A 17,477-nucleotide genomic window follows, 5' to 3' on the forward strand; every position below is an offset into this window, starting at 1 on the left:
GGAGTGTGTTTCCTGATACAAAGTTCTTCTTAGGTTCTCCTTTCTTAAGTTTATTATAGCTCTCACTCCTATCTTATTCCAGGATGTTTGAAGAAATCAAGGTTAAAAAAGCTCTGAACCGAATAAATAAATCCAGCAGGATTAATCTACCATTCCACTGGGATCTTAATATCTACAGAGGCTGTGAGCATGGCTGCAATTATTGTTATGCAATGTACTCTCACAGCTATCTGGAAGAAAAAGAGGGTTCTGCTTTTTTAGAAGATTCCGAGAAAAAATTTTGTCTTTCTTCTAAGGAAAGGGATTGTGCCTTTTTTAAAAAGATTTATGTAAAAACCAATATTTTAGAAGCTCTTGAAAAGCAGCTTGCAGCACGAAACTGGAAAAAGGAGGTAATTAATATAGGCGGGGTCTGCGATAGTTATCAGCCTGCAGAAGCAGAGTACGGGCTGATGCGTCAGGTTCTGGCATTGATGATTAAACACCGAAATCCGGTCACTATATCTACAAAATCGGAGCTTATTCTTAGAGACTTTGATCTTCTAACAGAACTTGCTGAAATAACACACGTTAATGTTGCGGTTACGGTTACAACGGTGGATAAGAGTTTAAGTTCACTACTGGAACCCCTGGCTTCGTCTCCTGAAAAACGATTTTCAGTCCTGCAGGCTTTTAAAAGTACAGCTGTCATTACCGGAATCCATATGATGCCGATCCTTCCTTTTCTTACCGACAGTCCTCAGAATCTAGAGCCAATTATGTCCCTTGCAGCCGAATGTGAAGTTGACTATGCTTTGCCCGGCATTCTTTACCTCAGGGGTGAAACCAGAAAACATTTCTTCAATTTCCTTGAACTCAAATTTCCTGAACTTACTGACCCATACCACAAATTATATGCAAAAGGAGAAGCTGATAGAGCCTATAAGGCTGAACTTTACGGAATACTCAGCTCTCTTATGGAAAAATACCATTTGTCCGGGGACTACATGAAACCCATGCAGTCACAACTTTCCCGTTTGAAACAGCTCAAGTTAACGGACTTTTGAGAGAATGATTTTTGATTTTTGCATAAATAGTACCGTGTTAATAATACCTTCCTATATTTGTCTTGTTCCCACTACCCTCTATTTCTTTTGAAGAATCTGATGATACGTATCCTGCCCTAATACAGGGAGAGTTTTGTTTCAGATGATAATCATGTTTACTATGGTTTACAAATAGAGGGTTTGCAGAGATGTCAGTGGTTGAGCTTGCATTTTTATAATTTCCACCTTTGTTATTGTACAGACAGTTGTTTTCCAGTACAAAAGAATGCGTTTCAGGCAGATAATTAATCACTGCGTATCCCGTCCCTTCAGGGTCTTTTTTGCGCTTCTGGGTATCAATAATTATGTTATTACGGACAATCGTACTGTAACCTGTACCCTGAGGTGAAAGATCAACTGAACTGTCTCTGTCTTCGGAAGAAGGAGGATACATCTGGATAATGGCTGCATGATAAACTCCATCAAATATGTTTCTCTCAATCAGGGTATCATAGAACCCGCTGGTTACAATCCCTCCTACCCAGTTAATACTGGGATTAGTGCCTGTGTTATAGAGGGTATTCTTATAAATATGGACATTCTGTGCCTCTTCTTTAGGATAAGCCTCTCCATAGCCTATCAGCCAGATTCCAGGGCCATAAGTGTGATAGATAGTATTGTTATATACCTCAACATCGTTGACGATACCTGTTGTTTTCTCAATCTGAATTCCAGAACCGCCTGCACTCCAGTGATAAAAGGAATCTATTACGTTATCATGGAATTTTACATGATTTGAGTTCCAGACTCTAAGACCGCTGTTTGTCCTGCAGGTGATTCTGTTATTCCAGGCTTCTACATTCAGGCAATCGATGGCAAAAAGACCGTCATGTCCCAGTTTATACACTCTATTATTATAAAACTTGATATTGGAGCCTCTTTCTACTCTTAACCCGTCTCCATGCCCGTCGTGCATATACATACCATGAGCGTCTACGTTTTCAGCGTCAAGGAATTTGATCATATTGTAATATCCTTGCCCTTTCTTTTTATCTTCGTTCTTGTCATGGTTTCCATTTATTTCAAACCCTTTTATAGTGACTCCATAGACTCCAGTGCTGTCCATCTGTGTTATCATAGGCTTACTCACTGGCCAGTTTGCATTGTCCTCGAGTTTTACTACAGCCGTAGTGTCTCCTTCTAATGTTGTATTATTTCCGATTAGAATACTATCGGAGATAACGTATGTATTCGGACCTTTCAAATGAACGGTTGAAAACTGCGGATTTTTTGCAACGTATTCAAGAGCTTGATTTATCTCTACCTGGTCATCTTTTCCATCGCAGTTAAAATCTCCACTCCCATCTCCTGCTACATACACAGTATTGTTTGACGTCTTAGGGGGAATGTTGAACTCTGTAGTATAGAAGATAAGTACTCCCAGTGCAATCAAGAATATCAGAATTGCAGTGAAAAGCCCTATTTTTTTCCAGTTTTGCCTTAAGTACGTCAGATATTTTTCGTTCATTTTATTCCTTACTTTTAATTATAAATTTTAGTCTTGAAACACTCTTGAAAGCGAGTTACTGGATCGAATTTGGAAAATAAACTTGACAAAGGTTAATATTCTTGAATACAGTTATTGTTAATTAACTTACTTTTTATCTCCTGCACAACTGCAGGAAGTATTACTTTTCAAGATTTCTTTCCAGTCCCCAATTACATCATGAGTCCACAGTCGTCGGCACCTGCAGCTTCTCTCATTACAAGGGCAAAAATATATGAAGTTTCTTGACTGTAGTTCCTGCTTCTAGGGCACCTTTAAAATGCTTAAGAACGCAGGACTTTGACCTGGCTTTAATGGAGAGAGCAAAGCAAATGAACTGATAGGTCCTTTTATCTATCATCCTTTTTTCGGAGCAAAGCTGATCAATTTCGTCCAGCTTTTGGGTAAACTCTGGAAAAAATTCCTCAAGCATTCTCATTTCGGAGTTTCCTTTTCCATACGGTTTTGGCTTAAGCTGTTAAGACAATATCCGTACTATGATTTTTATATTTAAGGATTAGTTCAAATCAATTTGAACTAATCTAAATTTCACAGAATTATATTCTGTAACTTGATGACACTATGGCAATGTGCCAATTTCTCTATAAAATTCGAAATATTAATAAGTTTGTGGCTTTAGAATCAAATATTAAAAGAACTGAATTATGCTCAGTATAGAAAAATTTGGCTTTGAATTTACAGAAATTCAGGACACTGCCAGATATAAAATAGAAAATTATTAAAAGCGATAAATTGCAAAATAAAAAACTATTGAATCTAATAAGTCATCAAGAACTAATAATAAACCAAGAATAATTAAACCAGTGATGATTAAACCAGTGATGATTAAACCAAAAATAAACCAGCGATGATTAAACCAAAAATAGTTAAACCAGTAATAAACCAGCAACGATTAAATTAATAGCAACTAAACCAAAAACAATTAACCAATAACAATTAAACCAGAACAATTGAACTGATAACAGTTAAACCAAAAACAATTTAGCCAGTAACGATTAAACCAATAACAATTAGATAAGATTCAGTTCCATCTCATAACATCTTTTGTCACCACAAATGTTTTTCGTTTCCTTTATTATTCGAAAGCCCAGTTTTTCATATAGTTTAACAGCAGAAGTATTATTTACGCTTACATACAATAGTATCGAAGATACTTTGTTTAATTTCATTTCCTGGATGCTTTCTTTTAATAGCTTCTCACCAAAACCATTTCTTCTAAAGCTCTTATCTACCGAAATCGAACAAATTACTGATATTTTCTTGAAACCTTTTAGGGAAGGTATTAATCGTATGTAGTATGTCGAGTAACCTACTACTTGATCCTGACTCTTAATTACATAAAAAATTTTCCTGAGTTTTTTTGAATATTTTATAAGTTCATTCTGTCCTTGATTTTCAAATCCTTCTTCTTGAATTCTAAACACTTCAGGAAGCATAACATCCTCTATAGACATCACGCTTTCCTTTTCAGTTTGTTTCCAATTCCTTATAAGAAAAGCTCCAATAGCATCTCGTATCAGTCTCTTAAAATATATTAAATACATAATGGGTTTAATGCAAATTTTTGAGAGGCTCATAAGATCACTTACTTGGTGAATTATGCTGTTAATGAAGTTTTCAAAGACAATTCTAATTCTTGCTGGAAAATTGTCCCTAATTATATTGCCATTTTTATCTTTCACTAGATAAACATCTGTATCAGCACTACACATAAATAAACAAAGTAGATTACAAGAAAATACCCTGTATAGGACCGTTATTCCATCAATATTAGGCACTATTCAAATCTATATAATATAACTATGATTGTTTTCAACCCAGAACGTAATCGAATTATCCTGTTCTATGTCGTAATCAAGGAATTTTCCAGATGTTTTGTCGTAAACCTGAGTATCTCTTCCAGCTTTTACGTTTACGTTTACAAAGGCAATGCCACCATTTGTGTGTGCATCAAAAAGAACAGAGTTTTCAGTATATTGCAGGTTTTCAAAACTGGCATCATATGTGTTTCGACTTACTTGGCCGTACTCGTGAAAAGACACTATGGGCATATTATTTGACTCATAGTTATTTACCCAATTTCGAAACTTTGAGCGACTAATTGAATATTTTACGGCCGGGTCCAGGTCAAGTTCATGGGTAAAAACAGGGTGTACCATGCCTGCTAAAGATGCTGTTTCCCACCATTCCCAGGTATTATCTTCCAGACTTCCAATATATTTTTCCGTATGAATTCCCGAGTCTCCGTTTCTCCAGAGCATCCCTAAGTTTTCATATGCATAATGAGCATGCAGAATATTATCTCTGTTTCTCATGGAGCACCAACTTGTCGGTTTTTGCCCAATTATTTCGTACACGTATAGATATCCTTCATTCATTATCTTGTAAGCTTGTTCTAGCGGAAAACTATTCAATTCTTTAGAGTAATGTACACCTACATCCCAAGACTCATTAATGACCAGACTGCGCAAGTATTCACGGTCTTCTTCACTGTATTGTTCAAGGAGTTCTATATCGAACCATATTGTTCCTTTGTTTTTCTTGCTATTAAGGTAGCGTATTCCCTGTTCGGTCGTATTTCTAAAATGCGGGCCATCAATTCCGAAAGGCAGCATTCTATTACTTCCAATTGCAGTTATGAGCTTTCTGTCTACAATCTGGCTTATACTATATATATCAACATCGAGATAGGTTCCTTTGCCAAGTACAAAAGAAGTGAGCTTTATGTACCCATTTGAAATATCCACGTACGGTAATCTCTGCCTGTCGGTATTATAAAAAGGTGTTACTATACAGTTGCCATCTTTTGCAAAAATCGTATTCGTTTTATTTTGCCCATCAAACATAATTGCAAAATTTGACCTTTCTCCCGTGTTCTCAAAGGATATGGATTCGCACCTTATATTCCCGGAAGGATCTTTAAAATAGCTTTCTAATATAATATTGTTATTTATTTTATGGAGGATCAACTTTGAACCAGGTGTATTAAGCTCAACAAAGCTTTGTGGGTCATCCATCTTTAGATCTATTGAGATTTGGTAAGTGCATTTAACCATTGGTACAAAACTACAAATGTACAGTGATCCAATCTGTCTTGGCTGCTCTGTATAGTGAATTAGTGGGATAGAAGCAGCATCACAGAACCTATAAGTTTCTGAAGATTTAACTAAATCTGCCGTATATCCATTTACTCCGGATTCTAAAACAGTGTCTGCAACCGGAAACAAACTATACGGACATGAACAGGAATCTCTTCTTACTTTATACTGTAGTGCTTTCAAGGTATTAAAAGAAATTTCTGACTTAAGCATTCCATAAATTGCAGAGTATAATTTGTCATAAATCTTATTACCCTGAAGTTTTGCGATAAAAACATTTTTCGGAACACTTTTAGATTTGGAGTAATTTTGTGAAAATAAGGTGAGAATGCCTTGATTGATATTCTCATGAACTTTTGAAGTATCCTTACAGGAGAAAGCTTCAGTTCCTCCAATAAACAAACTACCAAATATAAACGGTATTAGAAAAAACTTTTTTAGGTGACTACGGGTGTTCACTAAACCACCACACCGATTTTGCATTATTTTTAACCAAACTTGATATTCCTTAATTAATGTCCGTCTGAACAGCCTTTTAAGCTCGAAACATTATCGCATGATATTTGTACTCGTAATACATTGAGCGTACGCAGATCATTCTAAAACCATGCTTACTTGCAATTTTCTCTACTGCGTAAGGATTGTGGGCAAATCCAAGAATATCTTTTGGACGGTTTCTCAGACTTGACGATATTGCAGTCCTAAACTCGAAACCTGTTTTACATACAATTTTGAGGCCGTTTGCATCTTGTGAGAATAGTCCTATCTTCCATAATGGATACAAGCGGGAGTCCAGAATATCAAAAAGTACAATTTTACCATCTTCATTCAGATACTTTGATGCATCGGAGATAAATTTATCAATTTCCTGAAATGTCAAGTACTGAATTACACCGGCTGCAGTTATTCGATCAAAAGAAGAATTCAGTTTCTCCCAGAGAGTTTGATGGTCAGCAAGAATTAGATCTATATTTTGGCACTTTTTTTTCTTAATCCTTTTACTAGCTTCTTCTAGCATGGATTCAGAAAAATCAACTCCTACAAGCTGCTCATACTCCGGAGCATAGTAAGTCAGGAGTTCTGCGGCCCCGCATCCAAAATCAAGAAGTCTTTTACCTCCATCAAGGTGAAACAGTTTTTCCCTTGCCTCCATAGAAAGAAATTCCTCAGACGAATATCTGTGCCCTCCATGTTTCTTATCTTTAAAAAAATCTTTCCAGACATCTGATCTTGACATGTTTTTCGGACTCCTAAATCTTGCTCTTTTCTATACCTCTTCTCAGGCAATCTGTAACTTCCAGGTTAACTGTTTTTTAGCTATTTATTGAATTGATGCGAGTTGCAAAAGAAATTGATATATCTTGAATTTACACATATGCGCATAAATATATATATTTTTCTAATTTGATTCTGAGATTAGTATCATAAATTGTCAAAAAATTAAAGTTTTGTTTTACCTGTAAAAACCTGAACGTGGCCGTCTATCCTCCTGAAATGCATACCTCTTAATACTCATCTAAACACTTTTAGCATAATATATAAATTTTGTTTCATATTTATTTGAAATAAATACCCAAAATTTTCAGTGGATCTTAAATTTGAACGTAATACATAGACTAATTGTCCATTCTATATCAAATGCTATCTATTTTATTGAGTTAGATAGTATCTATTTCAAAGCTAATGAATGAAACATTGTAAATCTTCATGGCAGGTCGCATGTTGAAGTATGTTCCAACCACTATGGACCTAAGTCAACAGTTCATAGATTTCGTATCTTACGTGTGTAAACACAGTAGATACCAGAAGATTCTTCTTAAGTTTTAAAAGAAATATTATAATGTTAATAAAACAGATCTTTCACATTGTTTTCTGGTAAAAAAGATATTTCTATTAAAAATGGAAAACAAAGTTTATGATAATTACAAAAAATATAAAAGTAAAATTAAAAAGACTCAGTACCAAAATCTAGTGATGAATGTAAAACTCAAAATCACTAGATTTTATAAATGGTCACCATCCATGTAATACAACTTAGTGATTCAAGTCTTTAGATAGCGAATATCGATTTTGATAAAAACTGGATTCTTCTTGCTAATTAAGACTTTCTATCAAAAATGCAAAAATCACTGGATTTTGGAACAGAGTCATTAAAAACTTTAGTAAATTTAAAAGTTCTACCTGTCTCTGTTTGCTGATATCGTATTCTGCTTTGTCGAGTTTTACTTTTATACTTTCAATTTCTTGTTAAATTATTTAAAATAAATACTAACCAGATCGATTCCTATGATCGAGAGTATCCCAAGGGAACTAATAAAGGATCTGCAAACGGTATGCCAGTTGCATGATGAAGCTGTCTGTAACCATGACAAATGTAGGGAGTTCAGCGAAAACTTATCTGCACTTTTGATCCGGCTTGAAGATCTCAAGTTCTACCGGATGGCTGACAGACTCATGAGCGTTCTCCTGAACTGCAAGCCAAAAGAGGCTTCTCACTGTGAAAAAGCTAACCTTGTTGGAGCGATGATGAAAGAGATAACAAAAGATGCTAAGAAAGCAGCCGGAAAATGAAATTGAAGATTCCTGATTCCATAGGCTATTTAAATCCTATAGGCTATTTAAATGCATCTCGATCAAGTACTTGATTTACTTGATTTTCCATTTCAGCTTTAGAAAGTTATATATTCTCAAGTTCAATGTTTATTGATATGATTAATGAAAAAATATCCAGCTTTTCAAGGCACTGAGCGAAGATACAAGATACAGGATAATCAAGGCTCTTCTTGAGGCTGAGCGCAAATACAAGGCAAATGAATCCGATGACTGTAAAGGAGAGCTATGCGCCTGCGAGATCCCTGAACTCATTGGTAGAACACAGTCCAATACCTCAATGCACCTTGCAAAATTGCAGGACTGGGGAATAATTAAAGTAAGAAACGAAGGAAAAATGAGACTCTATTCGATAAAAAACGATAAAATTAGGAAGCTTCTGGAAGTTCTTGAAGAATAATTTACATCATTGTTTCTATTAAAACTTAAAAATTATTCAGTATGAAAAACTATGACATTATGAAATCCTGATCTTGTGAAATCATATCATGAAATCATATTTCGTGAAATCACAACATGAAGCCATAATTTCATGAAATCGAATCATGAAGCCGTAATTTCATGAAATCGAATCATGAAGCCGTAATTTCATGAAATCGAATCATGAAGCCGTAATTTCATGAAATCGAATCATGAAGCCGTAATTTCATGAAATCGAATCATGAAGCCGTAATTTCATGAAATCACATTATAAAGCCTTAATTTCGTGAAATAGTAACATCATAAATTACATCCCATGAAATTATAATAACAAAACCATATTGGTCTGAATTATAATCTTATGAAAAATTCACTGAGATGTTTTTTAAGACAGGATTCCAGCAACATTGGTATCTTCTCACATGAGAAAATGAGTTTTATTTACTGTTTTCAGGCAGTTACTTATATCTTTCAAGATTCGCTCTTTCCTGCAGAGTTAAAAAACTGTAGTGTTGAGATTTTAAGGCACGGATCAGGATTTTAAGGTTGTTGAGAGCTTTTCCTCCGGTATTGAACTTGCAGTCCAGGCGTATAGATGTGTTTGACATATCTACGAATTCCCAGGGATGGACAAAAATGACAGGAGATTCCCAGCACTTGAGTATCGGGAGAAAAAATCCAGGGGGCAGTCTTACAAATGAAGAAGTAATCGTCGCAGGAATCCTTATTATTTTGCCTTCAATTTTACTCCTAGGAAAAGGAGGCTTATACGCTGCAACGGATGAATCATACCTGAAACCCTCATCTTCTAGAAGTCCAAGATAGTTTCTCGGAAATTGAAGGTTTGGAGCCCTGAAAGAAACAAGTTTCCTTTCAAATTGCCTTAAAACTTTTCCAGCCTGTTTAAGAGCAAACCTGGCTTCTTCTTTATCCATTCGGTCAAAACGTGTATGAGTGTGTCCATGACATCCAAGCTCGTGTCCTTCTTCCGGAATTCTGGATATAAGGTCAGGGTACTGCTTAGCCATCATTCCGGTAACAAAAAAGGTTGCTCTTATCCCTTCTTTTTTGAAAAGGTCCAGTAACTCAGGCAGTCCTTCTTCCATGCCTCTCGTACTCGTAAGCATAGGAGGACAATCTTCTTCCACATCAACGGTTATTGTGATATTTTTCATAAGTGACATGTTTATATACTCTGATTGTCTGTTCACAGATCCTATTCCAATCATAGTTTGAAAGCCCTCTTAAAGCCTCCCTGGAAAAGGAAGTTCGCAGAGCCGATTTTTCTATAAGATTCTCAAGATAGGATGAAAATTCGGTAAGACTGTCTGCAAGATAGCCGTTCACACCGTTAGTTATAATATCCGAAACTCCACTATTATTCATTGCTACAACAGGAACTTCTTTTGACATTGCCTCCAGAATCGAAATCCCAAAAGCCTCATTAATCGAGGGAAGGGCAAAGATGTCTGCCTGTTCCAGATATCCCAGCACTTTTTCCCTGGATACTTCTCCTGTAAAGTAAAAATTTCTGGATATACCTAACTCTTCTACCGTTTTTTCCAGCTTTTCCTTGAGTTCACCGTCTCCTATCATTACAAATAACAAATTTTTATATTTTTGCAGAAGAGAAGGGGCAAGGTCTACAATATTCTGAACACCTTTTTTCTTTGTCATTCGTGCAACGGTGACAATTACGAGTTTTCCTTCAGGATCAACAGGAAAAGGGACTTTGACGATTTTATCCTCAGAATCTACCCCATTGAAAATTCGGTAAATTGGTTTTTTTGTCATTATCTTAGAGTCTTTTTCAACTGCCGAACTAACTGCAATTACAGCGTCAGCATTCTTTAAAAGCAATTTACCGGCAAGATAAAAAAGCGAGCGGTATGGCGTATCTCCTACTAGGGAATGATTGGTGACTACTACGGGAATTCCGAGTTTTTGGGATGCAATAAGAGCAGCCATACCTATGGGTGAATCCAGTCCATGGCAGTTAATAATTTCATAATTTTCATTTTTTAAAAGGCCAAAAAGTTCTTTATATGCACTGGGCATGAGAAACCGACTCTGTCCGGGTAAAGGTCTACCTTTGACCCTTATTACTGATACTCCATCCCTTCTGCTGTACTCAGGAATACCCGGATAGCTCCTTGTAATAACACTTACTTCATATCCGTGCGTGTTCAGGGTTTTAGCTAGGGTATGCATGGAATACTCGATTCCGCCAACCTTTGGAAAATACCAATCACTGATCATTGCAATTTTATGTTTTTCCATATCTCACTTCCTCCGTAGTAAAAAAGGTACAGGAATCCTATCAGGCTGCTGAGCCCAAAAGAAATAAAACGTTCTAGAAAAACGAAACTTCCTGAGGAAGCAAGCGATAACCCAAAATATAGAAGCAGGGAGATCAGCCCTCCTTCAACTATTCCAAGTCCTCCTGGGGTTATTGGCAGAAGTCCAAGTAGGAGATAAAAAATTGAAACTGATGCAACAATATATAGGGGGAGATGAAGATTTAGAGCCATAGAGATAAGCTGAAGGCGTATTATATCAAGAATCCAGACCCCGGAAGATAACAGGAGAACAGGAATAAAGGCTTTATTGAGTTTTTTCCAGTTTTGCTGTATATCTTTAAGAAAGACAGTAAATTTTTCCCGGAAAACCCATATGAGTATTCCGGTTGTAAGGAAGGCAAGGATCAGTAAATAAGTTGAACTTAACGTCAAGATGCTTTTCTGAGGCAGGAAGTTAATCTCTAAAGAGGGAAAGCGGTATAACACATAGAATAATAGCAAGATAATGGGAATAGCTTCAACGAGCCTTTCAAAAAGGATCGTTATGAAAGCGTCAGTATAGCTTATACCGAAGCGTTTATTAGCCCAGAACATCCGCAAGGGTTCTCCTCCTGTCCGATTCGCTGGAGTCAGGTTATTAACAAAAATTGCTCCGAAAAGAATGGGAAGAAGGTCTGTAGCTTTAAGAGTATAACCAATGCGGGAGAGCACTTGCTGCCAGCGGACCGCAAATAAATACACACTCAGCAGGTAAACTGAGAACGCCAGAATAACATATCGAATCCGTGTTTCAGTGAGCATTTTCAAGCTCTCTCCAAAAACAGATACAATCTCCGTCCAGTAAGCACGGACAAGAAATACTCCCACTGCAATCAGTAAGAGAATCACAATGGCTTTCTTCAATATTCCCTGGTTCAAAAAGTACACCTTCAATTAGGGATTAAGAATGGAGTTTTTGTGTATATTCTTTATAATTAAAATCTATTCCTGTCTGGACTATTCCATGAACTGGGATTGATTTCACTTTGGATCCGGTACTTCTCCAGATTGAAAAAGACATATTTAAAATATTCTTTTTTTACGCATCAAATACTACGTGTTAAGTACCATGTATCAAAATCACATCTCTATATGCCCGAGGCTATAATGCATTAAAAAGTATTTCTTATTTCCTACATGATCCAGTTATTATTTTTAGGTTCTTTTTATATAATATCTGTCATCGTCGTTTTTTCTAGATTTAACTTCTATATTTTAGTTTCGAATTAAACCTAACATTTATAATATAGTTTTTTTATTGTTCTTTTTCCCAAACTTCTTCTTTGTCCGATCTGATTAATGGAGAGCCACGTAAACTCTCAGAAAATAGTTTTCCTCATTCCATGATCAAAGAAGAAAAAACCAAAATGGTTTTCCTTAATTCCTGGTTAAAGAAGAAAAAACCAAAATGGTTTTCCTTAATTCCTGGTTAAAGAAGAAAAAACTGAAATGGTTTTCCTTAATTCCTGGTTAAAGAAGAAAAAACTGAAATGGTTTTTCTCATTTCCTGGTCAAAGAAAAAAAAGCTGATTTATAAAGTATAGAAAATCTACGGGTAAAAACAGGAGTTAACTGTACTGGCTACTATTACTGTATATCCTGTCCTTCAGAGTACATATTTCTGAAAATTTCAAATACTTAACAATGCTGAGATATTTGACAAGGTAAAAAAAAGAAACTTTTATAGGGTCCTTGAAGGCAAGGATTCAAAATGTACGAAGTGCAGGCAATTTAAAGAGAATTTCCCTCAGTAAACTCGCTAAAGTAGATGTTAAAGTTATCGTAGAAATTTTTCAAAAAATAATTGTTACATATTTTCCTGTCTATCCTCTCACTTTCTTAGTTCTTACTTATTCTGACGATTTCATTCAAAAATTGTTATTAAACCCCCACTACCGCACATCTCTTTTACATTTCTCTAATTTGTGTAGGTAACAAATTTTTCGGTGTTCAATTTAGTTTCCTGACGTGGACTTTTTAGCCTGAGTTTTTCCGCTTTTTCGTTAAATATATAGCTTTTACTTTACTATAACAGTAGCTTTTGCTTCTGGAATTCCTTCTAGACTGAATGTATAAGTTCCTGAGTCTTCAAACGTGTATGAAAATGCTTTTCCGTAATTAAGAGTTTGTTTTTCCCATAATTTATTTTCACTCACAAGCACGGAAGGTGATTTTGGCTTTTTGTAGTTTACCCATGAAACCGTGTCTCCTTTTTCAATATCTAAATGGTTTGGAGTAAGTGCTGTTGAATATATTGCTATCTTTTCTTCGTGACTGACATTTTCTTCACTCTTTATCTCCAGGTGTTTCAGAGCTGATTCTGGTTTTAACTGAACATGCACTTTCTCTTCAGTAACTGTTTCCCCAGGTTTCTCTGAACTTACTTTCTGTGATTCATCAGCAAGTACGGTTACTGTTCCTTTTATATTGGGATTATCCTTAAGAGTAAAAGTGTAGGTTCCTGGCTTTTCAAAAGTAACGGAAAAGGCTTTTCCATAGTTCAATATTGCCTCTTCCCAAAGCTCGTCCGCACTCACAAGTACTACTGGGGCTTTTGGTTTCTTGAAGTTAATCCAGGTAACATTTTCACCTGAGTGTATATCAATTTTCTCGGGTGAAAAGGCACTGAAAATGACTACCCTGTTAGCAGGAGTATCAGCACTTTTTACAACTGGTTTTGCCTCTTTTGCTACTGCAAAACCTGTCGACATTGTAAGAAGTGCAACTATTAGCAGGGCAAAGACTATAGATTTATTACGATTTTCCGTCTTAAAACCTCCAGTTTTCCAGCTTTGTATCAAAATCTTTTTTGGAATTACCACTCTAAACGTTGATACGCATTTCATATAGCCAAAACGGTGTAATTTTTATCCGCGTGGAGGGAATAATCCAGAGGTTTTTGCCAGGCAAACCACTTTGGAATAAGCAAAAAGTCCTGGTATTCTAAATTGATTGAAAAACTAGCCTTTTGAAACGTCGATTACTATCAATTTTTTAAAACTATAAATAAAAATAGTTAGATTTCTGTTTCTTTCTTTTGAAATGAAGAATTTTTCATTGAATTTATATATTTCCTTCCAGTATTATTAGGTAAAATGAAATCGAAAGCACATACCAGAGTAGAAACCAGATCTTCGCTTCTGGATACTCTTTTCCTTTCTGAAAAAAGAAAGAATCTTCTTTTACTTCTTAAAAAAGAAGGCCCGAAAAACAGTGAGGACATCAAAGATGTGCTTGATTTTCCCTAGAAATCAATCACTCCCCAAATTAAAAAATTAACTGATTGGGGCCTTGTTCTTGAAGATCATGGAGTATACTCCCTCTCAGAAATGGGTGCAGTGATTGCTTCAAATGCAGAGTTTTTCCTGAACACACTTTCAGTATATGAAGATAATCTGGATTTCTGGTCTGACCATGACGTAAGCCCTATTCCTTTTCACATTCTTAATAAAATCGGAGAACTGGGCTACGTTAGAATTATAGAACCGGATTTTTCAAACGTTTTCCGGATTCCAGAAGAAGTTATGACAAATCTGATGAGTTCTAAGCGTATAATGTCTTTTATTTCAATATTTCATCCGTTTTCTCTTTTACTTCTTTTTGAGTATCTTCAAAAGGATATCGAAGCTACAACAATTGTTACAGAAAAAGTCCTGGAGGCTTTCCAGACTGAATATCATTCCGATATCCCAATTTTAAAAACAAATAACCCTATCATTAACAAAGCCTTGATCGAATATAAAAAAGAAATAAAAAACGTTTTTTGTAGCAAGGCTTCTAATCTTTTGGTATATGAAGGTGACTTAAAACCCATATCAATGATTATAACTGATAAGATATTTATTCTATCTCTACTGGATAAAAAAGGAAGATTAACGACTCGATTTCTAATTGCCTTTGAGCCTCAGGCTTTAAAATGGGGAGAGGAACTTTTCATGTATTATAAGGAAAGGTCAAAGTCCGTATCTTCATCTTTATCTATCTTATGAAATTATCTTTTGTTAAATTTATTCATAAATCGGTTGGTTTTTGAACTTTCACTATCATTTTTTTCGCATTTTAACACACAGTTAACTATCCGGGCTAATTATAAAAAATACAAAGCTAGCATTGGAATCATAAAATATAAGGAACATATTCCATAAGCTTATTTGAGGTAAATTCATTTGAGAGGAGAAAATACTCTCCTCTCTTCGTTTTTCTAGATCTTTAGACTAGATCTCATCTGAGAGCAGACCGTAAGAGTCAGGCTGTAAATGTAAGAGTCAGGCTGTAAATATTACATCAACCCTTTCGACGTCCCACAAAGATCCCAGTTTCTCCATAATATCCTCTTTTATTGCTGGAGCAAACTGATGGTTTGCAGGCAGGTCTACAACTACCCTCACAACTCCATTTTCAACGCTCGTTTTCAGGATAAGGTTTGTACGAATTATGTCAAGACCGGTCAGAGGGTTCATAACGTGTTTTAGCCTGCTTTTGATAACCTCTTCGGTAGTAGGCTCTTTCTCGGTTATAAGCCCGTGTTTTTCCTCATAATCTCTGATTGCAGCCCGCAGTCCCTCAACTGCAAGTACTGAGCAGTGGGCTTTAATCGGAGGAAGCCCTCCAAGTTCTTCCGAAGCCTGTTTCCATGTTATTTTCTTTGCTTCATCGAGAGTTTTTCCACGTGCAAGATCTGTTATAATTGAAGCGGTAGCAATATTTGATGCACAGCCGTAAGATTCGAATTTTATATCCTCAATAACCTTGGTGTCTGGGTTGACCTTAATGTAAACCGCTACCATGTCTCCGCAAGCCGGGCTTCCTTCGAGGCCTTTTCCGTCAGGATTTTCGATCTGTCCGACATTGTGCGGGTTCTTAAAATGCTCCAGCACTTTTTGACTGTAAGGAAACTTCATTATCTCACTCTCTCTTTCTGTCTAATATTCTATTTTTAATTGTTTAGAATGCCTAAATCGTCTAAAATGACTAAACCGTTTAAAATGACTAAATCATCTGAAATATCTATAGTCTGCTTCCTTTTGTGCGCTTTCCATCTATTTCCACTCATTTCCTTGCAAGAGGGCTAATTTCCCTGAGCCTTGCCACTATTTCGCTCATTGCTTCAATTGCTGCATCGGCATCCTCAATATGATTATAGCGTCCAAAGGTAAAGCGCACTGAGCCATGAGCTCTTTCGTGATCTCCTCCTATACCCCTGATTACATGGCTAGCTTCAAGGGAACGACTGAAACAGGCTGAACCCGTACTTACTGCAAAACCTCTCATATCCATGTGCAAAGTTACGGATTCACCTTCTACATAGTGAAAAGTCAGGTTTGCGTTCTGAGGCAGGCGTTTTTCTCGGCTTCCGTTGAGGGTAACTTCCGGAATCTCAGAGAGTGCTTTATCAATTATGCGATCTCTCATTGCTTTGAGCCTTTTGTTTTCCTCTTCGGTTACGAGTTCTACAGCTTTTGCAAAACCAACGGCTGATGGAATATTTTCTACCCCTGCCCTCAGGTTAAATTCCTGGAAACCTCCATCCATAAATTTGGTTATTGGGGTGTCTTTCCTGATGTAAAGAGCACCTATTCCTCTTGGGCCGTGGATGGTATGGGCGGACACAGTGATCAGGTCCACAGGTAGTTCCTTTACATTGAGAGGTAGCCGAGTAAAGCTATGAGTAGCATCCGTGTGCAGGAGCACATCTTTTTCTTCACATATTTCCGAGATAGCTTTCAAATCCTGTGCTGTCCCTATTTCCTGGTTTCCCTGTTGAACTGAAACGAGAACAGTTTCTCTTGTGATAGCGTTTTTAAGTCCTTCGAGATCCACAAATCCTTCAGGATCGACATTCAGAAAAGTCGCACTAAAACCCTGTCCTTCGAGAGCTTTTGCTGTATTAAGAACAGGAAAATCTTCTATCTTCGAGACAACAACGTGTTTTCCTTTCTTCTCTTTAAGAGCCATGGCAACGCCTTTAAGTGCAGTGTTGCTTGATTCAGTGGACCCTGAAGTGAAGATAATCTCTTCCGAGTTTGCATCAAGCTTTGAAGCTATGCTTTCTCGGGATCTTGCAAGTGCTTCTTTTGCTTCAATACCCATAGAATAGCCAAATTCCGATGTTGCAACTGCATAGGCATCAAAAAAATAAGGTTTCATTACTTCAAGTACCCGCTCATCCAATCGTGTGCATGCGGCATTGTCAAGATATATTATATTCTCGAATATTTCTTCTCCCTCCCCGTTTGAAATAATCAAATTTTAGATTTTACAGTTAAATCTCAGAGTCTCCAGTAAGTTTCTGGATTTTAATCCGATAAATTAGCAGTAATAATTCCCTGGATAGTAATATTTGCTCAGTAAGACACATCTAATTCAGGTCAAACCATGGAAAAACTCATATTATAGTGATATTTTAAGCTTTAACTCA

General features: G+C 36.3%; 16 protein-coding genes. 5 read left to right on the top strand and 11 right to left on the bottom strand.

Annotation, left to right across the window (positions count from 1 at the left end):
* The first annotated feature begins 83 nt into the window (after positions 1-83).
* The gene (locus tag ASJ81_RS13905; RefSeq protein WP_095644925.1) at positions 84-1,046 is read left to right on the top strand and encodes an SPL family radical SAM protein; all 963 of its coding nucleotides are present in this window, start codon (positions 84-86) and stop codon (positions 1,044-1,046) included.
* A gap of 37 nt (positions 1,047-1,083) precedes the next feature.
* Here ASJ81_RS13905 and ASJ81_RS13910 read toward each other — a convergent pair whose 3' ends face one another.
* From ASJ81_RS13910 to ASJ81_RS13930, 5 genes are all read right to left on the bottom strand, one after another.
* Complete coding sequence (locus tag ASJ81_RS13910) at positions 1,084-2,553, bottom strand: right-handed parallel beta-helix repeat-containing protein (protein ID WP_095644926.1); 1,470 nt, start codon at positions 2,551-2,553, stop codon at positions 1,084-1,086.
* A gap of 235 nt (positions 2,554-2,788) precedes the next feature.
* Positions 2,789-3,010, bottom strand: coding sequence for a carboxymuconolactone decarboxylase family protein (locus tag ASJ81_RS13915; RefSeq protein WP_245860162.1), 222 nt, complete (start codon positions 3,008-3,010; stop codon positions 2,789-2,791).
* A gap of 592 nt (positions 3,011-3,602) precedes the next feature.
* Positions 3,603-4,274 (bottom strand): GNAT family N-acetyltransferase, encoded by a 672-nt coding sequence (locus ASJ81_RS13920; protein ID WP_338037551.1) that lies wholly within the window; start codon positions 4,272-4,274, stop codon positions 3,603-3,605.
* 105 nt (positions 4,275-4,379) lie between these two features.
* On the bottom strand, positions 4,380-5,609 hold the full coding sequence (locus ASJ81_RS13925) for a hypothetical protein (RefSeq protein WP_245860163.1): 1,230 nt from the start codon (positions 5,607-5,609) through the stop codon (positions 4,380-4,382).
* A gap of 616 nt (positions 5,610-6,225) precedes the next feature.
* Positions 6,226-6,927 carry a class I SAM-dependent methyltransferase gene (locus ASJ81_RS13930; RefSeq protein ID WP_095644927.1) on the bottom strand — a complete coding sequence of 234 codons (702 nt, stop codon included), beginning with the start codon at positions 6,925-6,927 and terminating at the stop codon, positions 6,226-6,228.
* A gap of 1,049 nt (positions 6,928-7,976) precedes the next feature.
* Here ASJ81_RS13930 and ASJ81_RS13935 point away from each other — a divergent pair.
* Both ASJ81_RS13935 and ASJ81_RS24635 read left to right on the top strand, forming a co-directional pair.
* The gene (locus tag ASJ81_RS13935; RefSeq protein ID WP_095644928.1) at positions 7,977-8,261 is read left to right on the top strand and encodes a hypothetical protein; all 285 of its coding nucleotides are present in this window, start codon (positions 7,977-7,979) and stop codon (positions 8,259-8,261) included.
* A 319-nt stretch (positions 8,262-8,580) separates the two neighbouring features.
* A complete protein-coding gene (locus ASJ81_RS24635; protein ID WP_369334794.1) occupies positions 8,581-8,700 on the top strand; it encodes an ArsR/SmtB family transcription factor in 120 nt (39 codons plus the stop codon).
* 478 nt (positions 8,701-9,178) lie between these two features.
* Here ASJ81_RS24635 and ASJ81_RS13945 read toward each other — a convergent pair whose 3' ends face one another.
* The 4 genes from ASJ81_RS13945 to ASJ81_RS13960 all read right to left on the bottom strand — a co-directional run bounded on the left by ASJ81_RS13945 (position 9,179) and on the right by ASJ81_RS13960 (position 13,905).
* Positions 9,179-9,904, bottom strand: coding sequence for a polysaccharide deacetylase family protein (locus ASJ81_RS13945; protein WP_095644929.1), 726 nt, complete (start codon positions 9,902-9,904; stop codon positions 9,179-9,181).
* A complete protein-coding gene (locus ASJ81_RS13950; protein ID WP_095644930.1) occupies positions 9,870-11,000 on the bottom strand; it encodes a glycosyltransferase family 4 protein in 1,131 nt (376 codons plus the stop codon). Before ASJ81_RS13950 ends, ASJ81_RS13945 begins: the two co-directional genes overlap by 35 nt.
* On the bottom strand, positions 10,976-11,938 hold the full coding sequence (locus ASJ81_RS13955; protein WP_095644931.1) for a lysylphosphatidylglycerol synthase transmembrane domain-containing protein: 963 nt from the start codon (positions 11,936-11,938) through the stop codon (positions 10,976-10,978). Before ASJ81_RS13955 ends, ASJ81_RS13950 begins: the two co-directional genes overlap by 25 nt.
* Positions 11,939-13,077: 1,139 nt before the next feature.
* On the bottom strand, positions 13,078-13,905 hold the full coding sequence (locus ASJ81_RS13960; protein WP_095644932.1) for a cupredoxin domain-containing protein: 828 nt from the start codon (positions 13,903-13,905) through the stop codon (positions 13,078-13,080).
* 249 nt (positions 13,906-14,154) lie between these two features.
* Between ASJ81_RS13960 and ASJ81_RS23820 the strand changes: the two genes are divergently transcribed.
* Positions 14,155-14,307, top strand: coding sequence for a hypothetical protein (locus ASJ81_RS23820; protein ID WP_245860164.1), 153 nt, complete (start codon positions 14,155-14,157; stop codon positions 14,305-14,307).
* 81 nt (positions 14,308-14,388) lie between these two features.
* On the top strand, positions 14,389-15,048 hold the full coding sequence (locus ASJ81_RS13965; RefSeq protein WP_245860167.1) for a helix-turn-helix transcriptional regulator: 660 nt from the start codon (positions 14,389-14,391) through the stop codon (positions 15,046-15,048).
* A gap of 276 nt (positions 15,049-15,324) precedes the next feature.
* Here ASJ81_RS13965 and ASJ81_RS13970 read toward each other — a convergent pair whose 3' ends face one another.
* Positions 15,325-15,960 (bottom strand): iron-sulfur cluster assembly scaffold protein, encoded by a 636-nt coding sequence (locus ASJ81_RS13970; protein ID WP_095644933.1) that lies wholly within the window; start codon positions 15,958-15,960, stop codon positions 15,325-15,327.
* Positions 15,961-16,108: 148 nt separating this feature from the next.
* Positions 16,109-17,275, bottom strand: coding sequence for a cysteine desulfurase family protein (locus tag ASJ81_RS13975; protein WP_170943318.1), 1,167 nt, complete (start codon positions 17,273-17,275; stop codon positions 16,109-16,111).
* Between the last annotated feature and the right edge of the window lie 202 nt (positions 17,276-17,477).

The organism is Methanosarcina spelaei (genome assembly GCF_002287235.1).
In the GTDB taxonomy this organism is placed as follows: Archaea; Halobacteriota; Methanosarcinia; order Methanosarcinales; family Methanosarcinaceae; genus Methanosarcina; species Methanosarcina spelaei.

What these genes read in the sequence shown, in the direction of transcription:
- ASJ81_RS13905 (WP_095644925.1), top strand. Translation starts at nt 84, where the DNA reads ATGTTTGAAGAAATCAAGGTTAAAAAAGCTCTGAACCGAATAAATAAA.
- ASJ81_RS13910 (WP_095644926.1), bottom strand. Translation starts at nt 2,553, where the DNA reads ATGAACGAAAAATATCTGACGTACTTAAGGCAAAACTGGAAAAAAATA.
- ASJ81_RS13915 (WP_245860162.1), bottom strand. Translation starts at nt 3,010, where the DNA reads ATGAGAATGCTTGAGGAATTTTTTCCAGAGTTTACCCAAAAGCTGGAC.
- ASJ81_RS13925 (WP_245860163.1), bottom strand. Translation starts at nt 5,609, where the DNA reads ATGGATGACCCACAAAGCTTTGTTGAGCTTAATACACCTGGTTCAAAG.
- ASJ81_RS13930 (WP_095644927.1), bottom strand. Translation starts at nt 6,927, where the DNA reads ATGTCAAGATCAGATGTCTGGAAAGATTTTTTTAAAGATAAGAAACAT.
- ASJ81_RS13935 (WP_095644928.1), top strand. Translation starts at nt 7,977, where the DNA reads ATGATCGAGAGTATCCCAAGGGAACTAATAAAGGATCTGCAAACGGTA.
- ASJ81_RS24635 (WP_369334794.1), top strand. Translation starts at nt 8,581, where the DNA reads ATGCACCTTGCAAAATTGCAGGACTGGGGAATAATTAAAGTAAGAAAC.
- ASJ81_RS13945 (WP_095644929.1), bottom strand. Translation starts at nt 9,904, where the DNA reads ATGTCACTTATGAAAAATATCACAATAACCGTTGATGTGGAAGAAGAT.
- ASJ81_RS13950 (WP_095644930.1), bottom strand. Translation starts at nt 11,000, where the DNA reads ATGGAAAAACATAAAATTGCAATGATCAGTGATTGGTATTTTCCAAAG.
- ASJ81_RS13960 (WP_095644932.1), bottom strand. Translation starts at nt 13,905, where the DNA reads ATGAAATGCGTATCAACGTTTAGAGTGGTAATTCCAAAAAAGATTTTG.
- ASJ81_RS23820 (WP_245860164.1), top strand. Translation starts at nt 14,155, where the DNA reads ATGAAATCGAAAGCACATACCAGAGTAGAAACCAGATCTTCGCTTCTG.
- ASJ81_RS13965 (WP_245860167.1), top strand. Translation starts at nt 14,389, where the DNA reads ATGGGTGCAGTGATTGCTTCAAATGCAGAGTTTTTCCTGAACACACTT.
- ASJ81_RS13970 (WP_095644933.1), bottom strand. Translation starts at nt 15,960, where the DNA reads ATGAAGTTTCCTTACAGTCAAAAAGTGCTGGAGCATTTTAAGAACCCG.